Source organism: Zhongshania sp. (assembly GCF_041584495.1).
Lineage (GTDB): Bacteria > Pseudomonadota > Gammaproteobacteria > Pseudomonadales > Spongiibacteraceae > Spongiibacter.
Genome location: NZ_JBFHDY010000010.1, coordinates 1 through 16,614 on the forward strand (window position 1 = coordinate 1; position 16,614 = coordinate 16,614).

Sequence of the window (16,614 nt, forward strand, 5' to 3'; positions counted from 1 at the left end):
CCTGCGAACTACCCGTTCAATCTCAAGGCCAGGTATGCCTATAATTCTTCCTGCGTGGGACATCGGTATTCTCCATCAAACTGTTTCTTCGCAAATTCAGTTTAATGAATGCCGGTGTCCCCCGTTAATGATGAAGAGCCTAGCAGTCCAGGTTGAGCTTGAGGCCTATTAAAGAGATCTCCCCATTTTTCATTTCCTTAACAGTTAGCTTGAGCTGCGGGAAGGTCAGCGCGTCACCAACCACGGGACGTCCCTTAAACTTGCGCTTAATATGCTCGCCTACGGTGAGGTGTTTTAATTCATCGGGTATGTCAAAGTTATAAAGGAGCGCCAGATCGCCCAATTTGCTGTTTGGTCGAATTGTAAAATCCCCGAAATAGCTGGACGATTGTTTTGATGACATGCGCGAAAGGGCCGGTGAGAATAAATCGGCTAGTTTTTCGGCCATGCCGGTAGTGGCAACGATGACGACTTGATCACTTTCCCGAAGCGTGTTTTCTTCGTTTGAGTTAAGCGGCACTTCATCGCGAATGAGCGCAACTACCTGAGCGTTAACAGGTAGTACCAGCTGATAGATTGATTTGCCAATGACACTGCTTCCGGCAACCACTTGATATACCACAAGGTCCTTGTGGGGATTGCTGGGCAAGTGGGTACTCTTGAAACTGGGCAGTTTCAGTGCCACTGGCAAGTCGACTTTTAACCAGCGAGCCATTGGCGCAATGGTCCAGCCTTGGATGACCAGCGAGGTTAATACCACGAAGAACACCAATTCAAAGTAGATGCGTGCGTTCTCTAAGCCTGCGAGGGAGGGGAATAGAGCGAGGATGATCGGTACCGCACCGCGTAATCCGCACCAGCTTACAAACACTTGATCGCGCACGGGAAACCTGAACGGCAGAAGTGATACCGCAACAGCCAGTGGCCGCGCGATGAATATTAGAACACCGGCGATAATTAACGCCGGAATGATGATGGGGGGCAGCAGACTTGGCGTTACCAAGAGACCTAGCATTAAGAACATGCCAATCTGACTCAACCAGGCGATGCCATCGTGAAAGCGTCGTATGTCATTCATATACAAAGATGACGTGGTGCCGGTCATCACGCCAGCGATGTAAATGGCGAGAAAACCACTGCCCCCGCTAAAGCTGGTGCCGCCAAATAAGGTGAGCGCGGCGGCAAAGACCATTAAAGGGTATAAGGACAAGGGCAGTGTTATCTTGCCCAGCGCTGCTGGGATGATGTAGCCGCCCAGTACCCCGAAGAGAAGGCCGAGCCCCATTTGCTTGGCGAGCTCGGCTAGCAGCAGCCAGCCACTTAATCCAGTAGGGCTGCTAAGAGCTTCAACGAGCGTGATAGTCAAGAAAATGGCCATAGGGTCGTTGGAGCCAGATTCAATCTCTAGGGTGGCACCGGTTCGATCCTTTAGGTTTAGTCCAGCATTTTTGATGAGGCCGAATACCGCTGCCGCATCTGTTGAGCCGACAATCGCGCCGATCAGTAAGCCCTCTTGCCAAGGTAGGTCAAGGATATAGCAGGCGGCCGCACCGGTTATTCCCGCGGTGAAAAATACGCCCACAGTGGCTAAGGAGAGCGCAGGCCGTAAGCTACTGCGAAAGGTATCCATACGCGTGCCAAGCCCGCCATCAAAAATGATAATGGCGAGGGCGAGGTTGCCAATTAAAAACGCGGTGTCAATATCATCAAAGTGGATGCCGCCGATGCCGTCTTCGCCTGCTAGCATGCCGAGCAGCAAGAATATCAGTAATAGGGGAGCCCCCAGGCGACGAGAGATGATGCTGGCGAACACCGCAAATAAGAATAGTGTGGCGCCGATAAAAACAAGTTGGTAGGTGTGTTCAATCATGTGTCGGCTAGGTGCTCATCACTTGCGGTGTATTGGGGGAGTGCTTTGTAGTCTGACTATGTAGCGGTCATTCTATCCCATTAAGGCGCTCGCCTTGGTTTTATATAGGCAGGCTAGATAAGGTTAGAGAACCGTGGCGATTTCTGTTTTGCTGTCGCCAGCGGGCGGTGCTTTGTTTAAGTGCCAGCTCTTAGTTGGCGAATTCCTGAGCCAGGGCGTCGCTTAAGCATTTTCCCTAGCGATTTCGCATCGGAATAGCCCAGTTTTTCGGCAATCGCCTCCATAGATTCACCGCGCTGCAGCTGGCGGAGGGTGAACTTTTCAAAGACTTGTTCTTGTACTTCTTTGTAAGTAAGGTTTTCATCTTTCAGCCTGCGCAATAGTGTGCGTTCACCTATCTCCAGTTTAGCCGATATGGTTTGCCGCGATGGCGCCACGCCTTTGTCGATCAATTTTAGGATGGCTTTTTCGATAATTGCACCTTGGTTGTTGAGTGTGCGAACTTGATAGTCAAGGCTGGTATCAAGGGATTCGTAGAGCTGAGGGTCGGCTGACTGCAGGGGAAGACCTAGCAGTTTTGCGTCTAGGCATAGTGCGTCTTCCTTGCTGTTAAACCGACAATGTGAGCTTAGCTTGGCCTCATATATATCTTTTAGGCCAAAGCCTGAGTGCGCAAACCAGATTTTGGCATATTTATAGGTGTTGTTTGGGAAGCCGTCTTGCAAAACCCGAACACAGGCGCAGATAAAGGCGTCATACGAGTAATGGCTCACTTCTAAATTGGGGTTTGAGAGGCGAAATCGCATTACGCCTAAATCGCATTCTTCCGTAAGTGAAAACGTCCACACTTCGCTGGCCAAAAATATTTGATCGAGTGCTTCTAAAATGGATTGCCGAAATGTCTTGGCGACTATCATCTTAAAGGCAAGAGAACCAATGGTTCTAAAGCGGAAGTGGTCTAATACATTGAGACCAATATCGCCCCGGCCAGTTAATTGCTGTGCTAACTTCCACAGCGCAGAGAGTTCCTCTTGATTCACCCGGTTCACTGAGTCCCAAGCGGATAAAGGAATACCCGCTTCCTTGAATAATTGCTCGCGATCAAAGCCGCAGGCCGCTGCGGTAACATTGGCGACCATGTTGGCCCACTGGGCATGGGCGGTGAGAGCGAGTGAGCTGTTTGTCACAAATTAACCCGTTTAAGACACGTTTCGTATTGCACCTAATCCTTTCCAATGTAGCATAATTGCTTGATAGCGGCAGCCCGCTCAATAGTTCACAGACGTCGCAGGTGGACTGTTATGTTGAAATTCAAGCAAAGACTCGTATCTCACTATTTACCATTACTGCTGGTGCTCATCCTTGCAGCTTGTGGTGGCGGTGCTAGCGCTAAATCGAACACTGGCTCGAACCCGGGCAATCCAAGCACTATGGATAAAACCGTACTCTCGTTCAAAAATAGCGGCTCGCATAAAGGCTTTCTTGCGACTACCGTGCGCGGCATTACCGTTGAAGATTTGACGGTGCTGGATTCGCCAGGTGATGCTTTCAAGCTACAGGGTGTTGATCACGGAACGTTACGTCGAGTTCGTGCATTTTGGTCTAGCGGCCGCAACACGGCCAACGAAGACACCATAAAGGCGGTAAATTATAAAACAAAGCTGCATGTTGCCTGTACTGATCCCGCGCGCCACAACCCCGACAATCCAAATCCACTTGAAATGGACACGACGTCACCAGATTACAGAGTAAGTTGTCGGGCTACTATGGGGTTTACCCAGTAAACTCACGGAATATTTTGGTTGGGTATGTGGAGTCCGTCGGTGCATCTGACGCCGGTATTTATGTAGGTCAAACCGATAACGCTATTATCCGTAACAGCCGCGCTGCGTTTAACGTCGTTGGTTTTGAAATTGAGAATGTGCGCGGTGGTGGGTATGTCGACAATTTGTCGGAATGTAATACCGGCGGTTTCTTGGTTTATGATTTAGACGGCCTAACGCGTTACGACAGCCGTACTCGTATGTATCGCAATACCTCCCGCAACAATAACACTTGCAATTTTGCCGAACCCGGTAGCATCGTATCTAACGTACCTCGCGGTACCGGTATGTTGACCATGGGTTACGACAAGATCGATATTTTTGATAACACCTTTGAAGACAATGGCACTGCCGGCATTGTGTACACGAGCTACAAGTTATTTGGTGTGCCTGGTGATCGCCGCATGGATTTATACAGTGAAGGTGTTCACATTTGGAATAATACATTTAAAAATAACGGTAACGATCTACCTAGCCCCGATTTCGCCTCGCGGCGGTCGTGAATATGATATTGTTCCCGGTAATTCTGCTGAGTCTATACTGTCCTACCGCCTAGGACCCGAAGCTACCGCGCTGGCTGCACGGATGCCGCCGATAGCGCGGAGCACGGTGCACGCTGGGGCATTTGATTTAGTGACAAAATGGATCAATGAAGTCGTCAACGACACCTACGACAATGCGGATGCCTGCGTCACCAGTAGTGGCTGGCAGTGGCTCTGATTTGGAACTTTGCCGACCGGGCGAAGTGCCGGTGCTTGGTGGCCAATGTTTGCCGCTAGATAGCCTGTAAACGTCTAAGGTAATACTCTAGCGAATAGGCCAGTGTTAGCTGGCCTATTCGCTTTCAAGCTCCCGTCTTTAATTCCCTCAGTGCAGCCACCATTTGGGCAGCATCGCTTTAATATCCTCACGTAAAAAGCGGTCGTCGATGAGTTCAATCACGCCGCGATCTTCGGGGGTGCGTATTAAGCGACCAGCCGCTTGTATGACTTTTTGCATGCCGGGGTAGAGGTAGGTGTAGCGGTAGCCGTCGCCATAGCGCGCTTCCAATCGGGTACGCAAAACCTCGTGCACTTCGTCGTGGGGTGGTAGGCCTAAGGTGGCGACAAAAACCCCAATCAGTTTGTCACCAGGTAGATCGATACCTTCCGAAAATACGCCGCCCAATACTGCAAAGCCAACGCTGGGTGTGGTGTCGCTGGCATCTAAAATAAACTGTTCCCGCGCGGAAGGCGCCATTCCCGCACTTTGGCGAATGGTAGGGATATCTGGCTGCAGTTTGTTTAAACACGCGCACAGCGCATTGAGGTATTCAAAGCTGCTGAGGTAGACGAGGTAGTTGCCGGGTTGCGCCTTGAACTGGGCGGCTATGCGCGCGCTGATCGGTTCTAATGAGGCAAAGCGGTCGTCGCGGCGAGTGCTGATGTCAGTCACAAAGCGCAGCTTAATTTGCTCGCGTTGAAAGGGACTTTCGATGTCTTTAAAGACGCTGGTGGTTGGCATGCCCAAGAGGTCTTGGTGGTAGCGATTTGGCGACAGTGTTGCCGAAAATAGCACGCAGCTATTGGCATCAAGAAAGCGCTGTTTTAAGTGGTCTGCGGGAATTAGGTTGTCGATTTTAAGTTTGGCACTGCCGCGTAAAATGGTGCCCGCTAGGGGCGACACGGTAAACTCTAAGGTGCAAAGTGAATGATCGGCAAAGGCGTCGGCGAGGCGCAGAAAGCCGAGCGCGGTAAACAGCACATACTGAATGTCGGCTGCAGTGGGGTGGTCGCTTAGGTAATCGGTTATGGCTGCAATTAGGCTGTATAAAGCGCTATTTAACTCTTCAGGTACGTCTGCTAAGAAGTAACGGTGTTCTACATCAGCTGCTGGGGTGTCGCTTAAAAAAGGCTTTATTAGCGTTTGCCATGCTTCTTCGAGATCCGCCAGCGGCTTTTGCAGTGGCGTTGGTGCCTTGCTGATGGTGTAGAGCATTTCCGCTTCGCTGAGCACAATGCTGTACATACCGCGGGCGCGGTCGATAAGGTTGTGGGCTTCGTCGACCAATGGTGCAACTTTCCATTCGTTTTGCTTGGTTAGGCTGTGGAGTAGTGCGAATTGATCAAAGTAGTGGTTCACATCGCCGACGATAATATCGCTCCAACGCGCCATTTCTTGGGCGAGAAAGTAGCGGCAAATAGAATGGTTACGGGCAATAGCGCGGAGCGCGGACTGATCTAAAAAACGTTGCTGAATGGCTTCTTCGCGGGCGTCGCTTAAACGGTCAAAAAAGTGTTTAGCCAGCGGGCAGGAGTCACCATGGCAGGCTTTGTCGGGGTGGTCGCAGGCGGCTTCGCGAGAGGAAAGCTCAAGTACGCGAATAGGGGGTGCTTCGAGTCCGCGTGGGGCTTCTTGGTCGACAGGGGCTTGCGCTTTGATAATGGTGCTCAAGCCGTCGAGCCCAAGTTTGCGCCCGGTATTGCGGCAGGTTAAAAAGAACAGGCGGTCTAAACCGGTCTTTGGCATGGCCTTCATTGCGGGGTATAAAACCCCAACGGTTTTACCTATGCCGGTAGGGGCTTGTAAGAGCAGCGGTACCGATGATGCTACTGCCATGTAAACATTGCGTGATAGATCGTGCTGGCCTGTGCGGAAATCCGCGTGGGGGAAATTCAACGCGGCGAGAGCGAAGTCGCGTCGCTCGCGATGGCGCTGTTCTTTTACTGCCCACTGAGCATAATCGCGGCATAAAGCGCTAAGGTAGTTCCACAGTTCGTCGGCGCTAAACTCCAGTGTTTCGTGGGTCTCTTCCTCTTTGCGCACTTCAAAATAGGTCAAGCGAAGATTAATTGACTCGCGATTGTCGCGCCGGCAAAACAGCGCGCCATACACTTTTAACTGTGCCCAGTGCAGTGCGCGGCGGCCGGGGCCAATTCTGGCGACATTGCCCCGATGGGTCTTTATTTCTTCCAGAAAGCAATCTTGTTGCAGTGCGTAGTAACCATCGACACGTCCGCTCACAAACACGTCTTCACATTCACCTTTAAGTAAGTACTCGGCTACGTAGGGATCGGGGCGTCGTTGCTGAACAGTAATATGGCCGATAATACCTTCTTCGGCGCTTGGTGCCGGGGTGTATTTAAACTCCAAGCTGCCGGTGCGGGCGGCAAATTCGCACAGTGATCTCACCGACACATTCATCATGGTGGGGTTATCCATTGCACTTGCGCGACCTCAATGGGAATGCCTGCAGCTAACATAGATTCTATCCATAAGGTTTGGTGGTCGTGCAGTCTATCGCCGGGGCCTTTGACTTCAACGAGTTTGTAGCTTTGCAGGCGAAGGTCAAACACGCACAAGTCTGGCATGCCGCGGCGGTGATTACGTAGGTCACTTAATAGGTGCGTGAAAATCGTTTTTAAGTGCGTAGCGGGAATAATCGCTAAGGCTAAATCCAATAGTGCCTCTGTGATCACCGGCCAGTGTACTAATGAACAAGCGATGCCGTATTTTTGCTGCCAGCTGTGTTTGATCAAGTCGCGGTACTCACCGGAATCTAATGTCGCGAGGCGCTCATCGATTTGAGCTTTTCTGCGTGCTACAAAATCTGGCCGATAGAGATCTGCTGGGCCAGCTTGAAACGGGTGAAAGAAGGCGCCGGGTAAAGGCTCGAACAGGGCTGGCCACAAGAGTAGGCCAAGGAGGCCGGTGAACAGCCAGTTTTCGGTATAAAAGCCTTCTTGCTCGTCGTCTGCCGTGAGCGCGTCTAGGGTCGCAAATTCCACGCGCTGGTCGTTGTTGTTAAGGCTGAACTCAACAATAGGCAGCTTTTGCTTTTTGGGTTTTGGCTGCGGTTTGCCAACTTTGCGGCTAAGCCGCAGGAGAATACGCTGCAGATGAACTTGGGTCTCTAGCCTGAGCGATGATTGTAAATCTTGCTCTAGGGCGTGAATAACGGCGAGCGAATCGTCGCTGTATTTCTCGAGCACCCGATACAGGCGCACCTTGGCCTCATCCAGAACATTGCCGGTATAAAGCTCGATAGCCAGCGGAATGTCGCCTGCACGCTCAGCGTGTTGCGCCATTTGAAAACCCAGCCGTTGGCGTCGATATTCAAGCCAAGAGTTGCTTAAGCGCTCAGGGAGTAGCGGCAAAATGGTGGTGATGTCGCTTGCCTCTTGCAGTGCGGTTTGGCAGTGGTGTAAGGCAAGATAGCTGTTGACGTCGTCGCGGCTGCCGAAAGCGCGAAACTGGGGGTCGAAGGCAACGGCTTCATAGGCTTGATGACCAAGCTCAGTTAATACAAATTCTGACCAGTCCTGATGAAGATTGCCGAAAAACATTAGTCGCAAGCGATCAAATAGTGCCATGCATTGCAGTGACACCAAGCTAAATGGCGCCTCCGGCCACCAGTCGTGGAGCGGACTGGCGCTTGTCGCTAGATCTAGAGTCTCAAGCGCGGTCAGCAACTCGGATTTTGTGGCCGATTTCGGCAGCGCGCTACCGGCGGCGATGAGTAAATTGAGAAGTTCATCGCGGCGGCAGTGTTTATGTATTTGTTCAATAGCTATCAGCGGATTACTGTCGATAAAGCGGTATTTACTTAGCTCATCTAATGCGTTCGCGCTTGATGGAATTTCGTCGTATTTCAGCTTATCACTGCGAAATATCTCGCCCTTGCGAATAATCATTCGGGCCAGTAGGGCCTGTGCGGGAATAGAAAGTTGCAGGAGTTGTTGGAGTGTTGTTAATTCCTCAGCGTCTAGTAGATCGTGATGGTGGGTCATTACCCAAGTCACCACTGCCTGAAGGTTTTTCAGGTAGTAGAGTGGGTCGTCGAGCGAGGCCGGTGCAAGCGCGCTGGCTAGCGGAGTGGCTTGCTCGTTCATCAATTGCGATTGTGCGAGGAGATCTGATTCATGTGCTTATTGTTGTGATTTTATGCTGCTACGTCCATTGATTAATTGCCGCGTTTAGCGGCAGAGAGGCCTGCGTCTAAGACGGGGCATATAATAGCCATAAATTGACACCCATTGAAAACGCCCTAGTTTCCTAATCTAGGGCGTTTTGATTTCGGAGGTGGTATCTATGTAATTACGATGCCGTTGAGCTAGCTTCAGTTGGCGCTATTTCAGGCTGGTCGGTGTCAACTCGAACATAGGCTGGTGGTGCCAAGCCTTCTTTGTCTTCCCCAAAATACAATGTGGTGTGGGGGAAGGGGATTTCGATACCGGCCTTGTCGAAGTGCATTTTCACCAAGCGGTTGTAGGCGCGACCAACGGCCCACTGCATACCCGGCGCGGTTTTGATGAGCACCCGTATATTTACCGAGCTGTCGGCTAGCGCTGAAACGCCGGCAACCTGCAAATCTTCCAGAATATCGTCCTTGTGTGCGCCTTGACGAAGCTCCTCGAAAGCCGCCTTGAGGTGTTCTATCGCATGGTCGATATTTTCGCGGTAGGCAATGCCGTATTCGCCGAGATGGAAGGCGAAGTCCCGGGTGAAATTTGAAACCGCTTCAACGGAGGAAAACGGCACTATATGGTAGGTGCCAAAGAGATCGCGGAGGGCGACCGAGCGAATGCCGACGCGCTCAACGGTCCCTTCATGGCTGCCAACATTCACATAATCGCCGGTATTAATGGCGTTCTCCAGCTGGATGAATACGCCGTTTATAATATCTTGCACTGATTTTTGCGCACCAAAACCAACGGCAAGACCGAGCACACCGGCACCAGCGATTAAGGGGCCAATCTCTACGCCAATCTCTGACAAGATAATCATCACCGTCATGACAATAATGACAATGGCCAGCGAACTGCGGAATAAGCCTAGCAGGGTTTCGGCGCGGGCGGCGGCCGAGGGTGTGACTTTTTTACTCGGTGACAAACGGTGCTCAATGTAGCTGGCTGCTAGGATCCAAAATGCCGAGGCCAGTACTAATATCAGCAAACAATCGAACAGCGATGACACCGCACTGTTACCGGTTTCAGTGTCATACCACGCATGCAAGTCAAATATCGCCCAGGCATCCAAGGTGAACACGCTAATAATAATGGCAACGAGCGTCCCCAGCACTTTTAAACCGGTTGGAATGTAGGTATTCACTCGCGACTGGAGCTGGGGTAATTGTTCGGTGAGCGAAGTCGGTAAATTGATTTCTCTGCCGATGAGTTGACGGATAACCGTCAGCAAGAGCGCGCCAATACCGATGTACAGTCCAGTTTTTAAGCTCGCGGTGGCGATAAACGGCAGAGCTGTTTCTGGGTACATGACGCTGCTAATTGTCACTGCAGTGGCGTAGGCCAGCGCCAAGAGATGCCAGCAGCGCGCAAGCAGGCGCAAGGCAATAGCTCTGCTGCCTTGTTGCAATTTCGCTTTAGCAATTAGGCTTTGGCTTATATTGCGCTTGTTGCGCAGCACCACAATACTAAAGTAAATGGCGGCACAGAGTACAAGGAGCGTCGTTAGCGCAGCGCCCGATGTCGGTGTCAGGTTTTTGTTTACTATAGGTACCAGCACCATCATGCCGTAGCCGGTGAAGCCCACTAAATTGGCAAAGAAGCGGTTACAGTATTTCGCCTGTGTTTCGTGTAATGGTAGTAAGCGTAGCGCTGGGAATCGGCTAGCGAACAACATACGTAGCAGGAGCTTAACACCTTCCACAAGGAGAAAAGCATTTAGTAGTAATGCAAGTCGGGTAGCGTCGGCGCCGTTGTGTGTACTTAGTAGTGACGCGGTTGTGTTACCGATGAGGTAGGCGCCTACAACGACCCCGGTGTCGACTAAGCCCGCCGCCGTCACCGCTCCGATGGTGCGCAGCATGGCGTATTTTTTCGCGCCTTTGCAGGCCCAGGTGTTAATAATGCTAAAAAGGCGGCGGGCAAACAGCCGAAAAAGTATAAAGACCGCAAAGGTCACGCCAATTAATACTGCAATATTGATAGCGGTTGAGGCAATTGCGGCGCTCGCCGCGCTTGCTGCAGTTGCGCTTTCACTGTTAAACAGTGCGGAAATAGCAGTGAACAGCGCGCTAAATTGCTGCTTGATGCTACTGCCAATATTGCTTGTCGTCTGTGCAATTGTGCGCGCAAAGGACTTTTTCTGTTCCCGTTTAGGCTGCGCTTCGGTGTTCGTCAGTTTGTTGTCAGAGGGGCTTGCGGTCGGCTCGCCATCTGCCGCGCGCAATTGGTCGATTAAGGCTTGCCTGCTTCCGCTATTTTCGAGTAAATCCGCTAAGACCAGATTGGTGTTGATTTCCTGGGAAGAGCTCGGGGCCGCGTTTGCATCATTTTTGGCCTGACTGGGGCTTGCACTGAGTATTAATCCGCTTAATACAATGATCAACATGTGGCGCGATCTAAGTCGCTGGTGCTGCAGGCTTGGTGTTTTTGTTTGTCGGCGGGTAAAGCTGATGACGTCCTCCGTATAGGCCGTTGTTTCATATGATTACGGTATATTGACACTCTGTCAGCAAAACGAAGTAAGAGTTCCCTTATTATTGTAAATACGGCTTACGCAGATAGCCTTCCCAGTTGCCGCAATATAACAGAGAGACTTAAATAGTTGGCTTGCTGGGTACTTTTAACCTCGGTAATCAAATTGCTTAAGTACGCGGTTTGGACACTGTTGTTGTTTAGCCAGAGATCGAGTTCGGCAGCAATATTAGCGCTAATGTCGATGTCGTCGGTTACTTTTGCACAGAGCTCGCGATGGCGTTGATATAGGTCGTCACGTAAGGCATTGCGCGCTAGGGCATGCCAGCGGGAGTCGGCAGTGAGTTTGTCGATATGTCGGCGAACCCAGGTGATTTGCAGTGATTCAGCCAGTCTGAAGTAAATTTCGCTCAATACTTTTACAGGTGCGCCAGTGCGTTCCTTCAGCCATGTAATATCGGGGCTGGCAAACAGGGCCTTTAGCATAACAACTCGTCGTGCAACTCGCCGGGGAATGCCGCTGTTACAGTACTCTGCAATACGATGTTCAATGCGATGCAACTCATCTTTAGATAAGTAATGATGGATGTCGTCGGCGAGTAGCTTTATATCTTCGGCATAGCGGCTTATTAAAGTTTGAATATTGTTTAATTGCTCTTTGTTGTTTATTAGCCACAGGGTGATGTGTTTTATCAGGCGGCGAATTTCAAGCATCATGCGGGTTTGATGTTCATCGGGTACTTTATTGTCTAGTTTCTCAATGTCTGCCCACAGTGAACGGATATCAAAAAGGTCGCGGGCCACGGTATACGCGCGAGCTATATCCTCAAAACTGTTGCCGAGCTCGTCATTTAAGCGGTGGGCAAAGGCATTACCCATGCGGTTTACTAGGCTGTTGGTGATTACTGTGCAAATAATTTCGCGGCGCAAGCGATGTTTACTGATCTCGTCGGGGTAGCGATTATCCAATTGCTGCGGGAAATAGCGATAGAGCTCCTGCGCCAAGTAGGGATCTTCTGGAATAGTGGAATCCAGTAATATTTTTTTGATATGAATTTTCGAATAAGATAATAGGCATGCTAGCTCGGGACGGGTGAGTCCGAGTCCGGCAGTCCTGCGGCTCTGAATCGTCTTTTCATCGGGTAGTGATTCGCGTTTTCGATCCAATCCGGCGTCTCGCTCCAATATGCGGATCAGTTCAGCCTGCTCCCCTAATCGCTCCGGGGACTGAGACGCGACCATGCTAATAGATTGAGTTTGCAGGTAGTTACTGCGCAGAACTTGCTGTTCTACATCCCTGGTCATACTTTTTAAGAGCTTGTTGCGGTCAACAAAGCTTATTGCTTGTTTAGCGACGAGCTCGTTTAGCAGTATTTTAATGTTGACTTCATTGTCCGACGAATCGACACCGGCGGAATTGTCGATAAAGTCAGAGTTACAGCGGCCACCGTTCAGCGCGTATTCAATACGGCCAGCTTGGGTTAAACCTAAGTTACCTCCTTCACCGACGGCTTTGCAGCGTAATTGCGAGCCGTTGACGCGCAGGTTGTCGTTGGCGCGATCACCGGCTTGTTGATGGATTTCGCCCTCTGCTTTGACATAGGTGCCAATGCCGCCGTTCCACAGTAAATCCACTGGCGCTTGCAGAATATGATGAATCAATTCATCTGGGGTGTAAACGCGATGTTCCAGTGCGAGTGCTTGGCAGACTTGCACGCTGGGGGTAATACTTTTTAGTGCCCGGGAATAAATACCACCACCTGTTGACAGTCGCGCTTTGTCATAATCATTCCAGTTGGAACGAGGCAGCTTAAATAGGCGTTTTCGCTCTTTCCAACTTTCTTCGGTATTGGGCGTCGGATCGAGAAAAATATGGAGATGATTGAAGGCCGCTAGCAGGGCTGTTTTTTTCGACAGTAGCATGCCATTACCAAAGACATCACCGGCCATATCGCCAATGCCAATGGTGGTAAATTCCTCGCGTTGGATGTCTTTGTTCTGTTCGCGAAAATGGCGTTTGACCGCCTCCCAGCCGCCTTTGGCGGTTATGCCCATCTTTTTGTGGTCGTAGCCGTGAGATCCCCCCGAGGCAAAGGCGTCGCCAATCCAAAAGCCCCGGTCGTTGGACACGCTGTTAGCAATGTCTGAGAACGCCGCCGTCCCTTTGTCGGCGGCAACCACTAAGTAGGGGTCGTCGTCGTCATGACAAACTGATAAGGGTGGACGAATAACTTGGTCGCCCTGTAGATTATCGGTTAGCGACAGCATTGCCCGGATAAAATCTTTATAACATCTGATCACTTCAGCTTGAATGGCTTCTCTAGATCCGTTCTCAGGTAAGCGTCGACACACAAATCCGCCCTTGGCACCGACGGGAACGATAACGGCATTTTTAACCATTTGCGCTTTTACTAAGCCAAGCACTTCGGTGCGGAAATCTTCGGGTCGGTCAGACCACCGCAAGCCACCGCGTGCGACTTTGTCGCCGCGCAGGTGCACTGCTTCAACGTTGGGTGAGTGCACCCAGATTTCAAATCGCGGCCGTGGTGCCGGTGCTTCTAATATATCTCGTGTCGAAAATTTAAAGGCGTAGATGGCACAATTTTCCACCTGCTCGTGCCCAGTTTGATAGTAGTTGCTGCGCAGTGTTGCCATAATTAAGGTGCGTAAGCTGCGGCACAGACGGTCGGCATCCAGACTTTGCACTGCTTCCAGTGCTATATTTAACTGTTCGTTTAGCTTGTTTTGGAGGGCGTCGCGTTCTGCAATATTTGGATTAAAACGGGCATGAAATAAATCGATTAGCAAACGGCTGATCCCGCCGTTATCGACTAATAATTTACTGAGATAATTTTGTTCGAAGTAGTTGCCAATTTGTTTTAGGTAACGGCAGTAGGCGCGTATTAGCGAGACTTCACGCCAGTTAATATCGGCGCTGATAATTAAGCGATTGAAATCATCGTCGTCACATAATTCTTTATGAATGGCAATGAAGGCCTGCTCAAAATGGCTGGCGTCGTGCCAAAATACGTGATTTACATCAACGGCAGTCTGGGCGCGAAAATCTTGAACCCAATACGTTTCATCATGTTCAGCGCTCACTGAATATAAGTCTTCCAGCATTAAGCGCAAGCCGAGATTGTTGAGTCGGGGTTGTATTTCGGAAAGTGCTAGGGGTTGATGCTTAAAATAGCAACGCAATTCAACGCGCTCGTCGCGGTGAGAGGTGTCGCGGTAAATCTTTACCGCTAAGTTATTGTCGGAATTTTTAAGTTGCTCCAGCTGTTCTATGTCCGCGGCAGCTTTTTGAATCTCAGTCTTTGCAATATAGGGAGCAGTAAAGGCTTCGGTATAGCGCTGGAATAGTTGCCGGGCTGTTTTGCGTGGATAGTTGTTATAAAGTTCTGATTTTAATTTCTCTTGCCAACTTTCAGTCGCGCCGAAGATCAATTTCTCTATGGCAGCGTTGTCTAAATTTTTCTTCTCATTAGTACTAACTTGAACGATGAGGTGTAAACGAGCCATTCGGTTATCAGTGAAATAAATGGAAAAATCACAACTATACGCATTCAGTTTTAATGAGATTAAAGTTTGTATTTTTTCTCGAACTTGCTGACTATACTGCTCGCGAGGAATGTACACCAGAATAGAGTAGTAACGGTGAAACGGGTCAGTGCGGCTGAACACCCGCACTCGATTTTGCTCTTCTATTGCGATAAGACCCATGGCAATTTCATATAATTTTTTGGCACTGCTTTGAAATAGCTCGTCTCGGGGGAAGGTTTCTAATATTTGCAGCATGACTTTGCCGTTGTGACTGCCTGGCGGAAAATGAGCGAGGTTCATGGCGGCGTGAATGCGGTCAGCTAGCAGGGGGATATCCAAGGCTCGACTATTGTAGGCGGCTCGGGTCATCAATCCATAAAAGCGATGTTCACCTACTAGCTCGCCCTTGGCGTTATAGTCCTTAATGGCGATATAGTCCATGGGAACAAATCGTCGAATCGGCGCCAATTCACTGGATTTAGTAATCGTCAGCACGCGTGGCCCATTTAAATAATGCGCTAAAATCTGCTCACGCTGCTGGGGAGGTTCTATGTGTTCCCACGGCGTAGATTCCAATTTCAAGCCGAGCCGTGATGATTCAACCGCGTGCAAGCTGCGTTTATCACTGTGTTGCTGTATCTGCATTTCGACATAGGCAAGAAAGGTTAGGTTGTTGTCGGTAAGCCAGCTCAGAAAATTACAAACTTGGCGACGCGCTCTAGCATTCATCGGTGCGGGACTTTGGGCGTAGTATTGCTGCAGTGATTTTGCTCTTTCCCGCATGGGCTGCCAGTGCGCAACAATTCGCGTGATGATGTCTAGGGCTTCGCGGATGCGCTGTTTTAAACGGTTAGGCGATATTGCACTCGGACCAGCCTCCAGTTCATAACGCACAAAAGATTCAGCGTGGTAGTTTGTGTGTTGTTGCTGCTTTCGGTCTAGTGCGAGGATATCCAGAAGTTGACCGCGCTTGTCTCGGCATACCCAGAAAATGGGATGGTTAGATAATATAACTGTGTAACCTGCGTCATAAATTAGACTGGATAGGGTGTCAAAGATGAAGGGTTGGTCTTTGGCAACCATCTCAAATACCAGAACACCACTGTCGATTGGCAGATCAATTCGTATTTTTGGGTTGTCGGTGCGTCTTGATTCGGCAAGGGATAAGTGCAGCTGAACAATATCGAGGAGTTCCGCTGCGCTGCGCTTGATGATCGTCTCGCTTGCTGTAACGTCCCAGTAGCGGGCTGCTAATGCATTTAGCGCGGCAGAGTCGGGGGTATTACCCAATCGCTGTTGAATGAGGCGTGTTAGTTTGTTGAGTTTTGATCTCATATGTCAGGCTTGCCTAGTAATAATCGTGTTATGACTAAATGGCGTGTTAATAGTACTTCTGAATAGCGATACGGACTTTAGTTCAGCTTAGTCAAGATACGACTGATTTCAAACTTGTCCGCATTGAACAAGGTAGGGGATCATCAACCAGCGCTTCATTTTGCCGAACCAGCAGTAGATGTATTTTAGATGCGGCTAATAAGTGCAGTTGGCGATGGTGGACGTGGCGGAGCCCAATTTAGGTTTTAGTGGCTAGGTTTGGTAAGTGCTTTCAATACTTGGTATGGCGATACACAGCAGCGTCGCTTGATAATAGAAAGAATGCCATATTCCTTCGCGGCTATTGCCCTTTTAAACAGGGGTATGGGCAGGCGCTAGGTCGTTTGCGGACAATATTGCAAGCTGGCTGAGGGCATGACTGTGCCTGGCTGTGATCGTATTCAGATCAGCAGCCTTGTTTGGTATGTGGTCTGTGTTTGATGGCTCGCTTCGGATTGTTTGGCGGTATGCTCTGCAATAGGGTGCACGCCAGACATTTTTTAGATTTAAGCGGCGTCTAAGGTCTGTTTTTCGGTCTTAAGCAGAGGCGGGATCGAAGGTGATTGGCATTGATTTAATTGTG

General features: G+C 50.1%; 9 protein-coding genes. 3 read left to right on the top strand and 6 right to left on the bottom strand.

Annotated features, from left to right (window positions below; genetic code table 11):
- Positions 1–139: 139 nt before the first annotated feature.
- Entirely contained in the window at positions 140–1,870 is a 1,731-nt protein-coding gene (locus ABYP33_RS03200; RefSeq protein ID WP_373088332.1) for a potassium/proton antiporter, read from the bottom strand.
- A 176-nt stretch (positions 1,871–2,046) separates the two neighbouring features.
- Complete coding sequence (locus ABYP33_RS03205; RefSeq protein ID WP_373088334.1) at positions 2,047–3,057, bottom strand: AraC family transcriptional regulator ligand-binding domain-containing protein; 1,011 nt, start codon at positions 3,055–3,057, stop codon at positions 2,047–2,049.
- 114 nt (positions 3,058–3,171) lie between these two features.
- Here ABYP33_RS03205 and ABYP33_RS03210 point away from each other — a divergent pair, with 114 nt between their 5' ends.
- The 3 genes from ABYP33_RS03210 to ABYP33_RS03220 all read left to right on the top strand — a co-directional run bounded on the left by ABYP33_RS03210 (position 3,172) and on the right by ABYP33_RS03220 (position 4,413).
- Positions 3,172–3,654 carry a hypothetical protein gene (locus tag ABYP33_RS03210; protein WP_373088337.1) on the top strand — a complete coding sequence of 161 codons (483 nt, stop codon included), beginning with the start codon at positions 3,172–3,174 and terminating at the stop codon, positions 3,652–3,654.
- A gap of 14 nt (positions 3,655–3,668) precedes the next feature.
- Entirely contained in the window at positions 3,669–4,196 is a 528-nt protein-coding gene (locus ABYP33_RS03215) for a parallel beta-helix domain-containing protein (RefSeq protein ID WP_373088450.1), read from the top strand.
- An 82-nt stretch (positions 4,197–4,278) separates the two neighbouring features.
- Complete coding sequence (locus ABYP33_RS03220; RefSeq protein WP_373088339.1) at positions 4,279–4,413, top strand: hypothetical protein; 135 nt, start codon at positions 4,279–4,281, stop codon at positions 4,411–4,413.
- 147 nt (positions 4,414–4,560) lie between these two features.
- On the opposite strand, the gene ABYP33_RS03225 is transcribed toward ABYP33_RS03220, so the two are convergent.
- From ABYP33_RS03225 to ABYP33_RS03240, 4 genes are all read right to left on the bottom strand, one after another.
- Complete coding sequence (locus ABYP33_RS03225) at positions 4,561–6,894, bottom strand: ATP-dependent DNA helicase (RefSeq protein ID WP_373088341.1); 2,334 nt, start codon at positions 6,892–6,894, stop codon at positions 4,561–4,563.
- The gene (locus ABYP33_RS03230; protein WP_373088344.1) at positions 6,876–8,564 is read right to left on the bottom strand and encodes a VRR-NUC domain-containing protein; all 1,689 of its coding nucleotides are present in this window, start codon (positions 8,562–8,564) and stop codon (positions 6,876–6,878) included. Before ABYP33_RS03230 ends, ABYP33_RS03225 begins: the two co-directional genes overlap by 19 nt.
- Before the next feature lie 205 nt (positions 8,565–8,769).
- Positions 8,770–11,025: a mechanosensitive ion channel domain-containing protein gene (locus ABYP33_RS03235; protein WP_373088347.1), complete on the bottom strand. Its 2,256-nt coding sequence runs from the start codon at positions 11,023–11,025 to the stop codon at positions 8,770–8,772.
- A gap of 164 nt (positions 11,026–11,189) precedes the next feature.
- The gene (locus ABYP33_RS03240) at positions 11,190–15,992 is read right to left on the bottom strand and encodes an NAD-glutamate dehydrogenase (RefSeq protein WP_373088349.1); all 4,803 of its coding nucleotides are present in this window, start codon (positions 15,990–15,992) and stop codon (positions 11,190–11,192) included.
- Positions 15,993–16,614 lie beyond the last annotated feature (622 nt).

Bases quoted from the DNA above. Each gene is read 5' to 3' on its own strand.
- ABYP33_RS03200 (WP_373088332.1), bottom strand. From the start codon at position 1,870: ATGATTGAACACACCTACCAACTTGTTTTTATCGGCGCCACACTATTC.
- ABYP33_RS03210 (WP_373088337.1), top strand. From the start codon at position 3,172: ATGTTGAAATTCAAGCAAAGACTCGTATCTCACTATTTACCATTACTG.
- ABYP33_RS03220 (WP_373088339.1), top strand. From the start codon at position 4,279: ATGCCGCCGATAGCGCGGAGCACGGTGCACGCTGGGGCATTTGATTTA.
- ABYP33_RS03225 (WP_373088341.1), bottom strand. From the start codon at position 6,894: ATGGATAACCCCACCATGATGAATGTGTCGGTGAGATCACTGTGCGAA.
- ABYP33_RS03230 (WP_373088344.1), bottom strand. From the start codon at position 8,564: ATGAACGAGCAAGCCACTCCGCTAGCCAGCGCGCTTGCACCGGCCTCG.
- ABYP33_RS03235 (WP_373088347.1), bottom strand. From the start codon at position 11,025: ATGTTGATCATTGTATTAAGCGGATTAATACTCAGTGCAAGCCCCAGT.
- ABYP33_RS03240 (WP_373088349.1), bottom strand. From the start codon at position 15,992: ATGAGATCAAAACTCAACAAACTAACACGCCTCATTCAACAGCGATTG.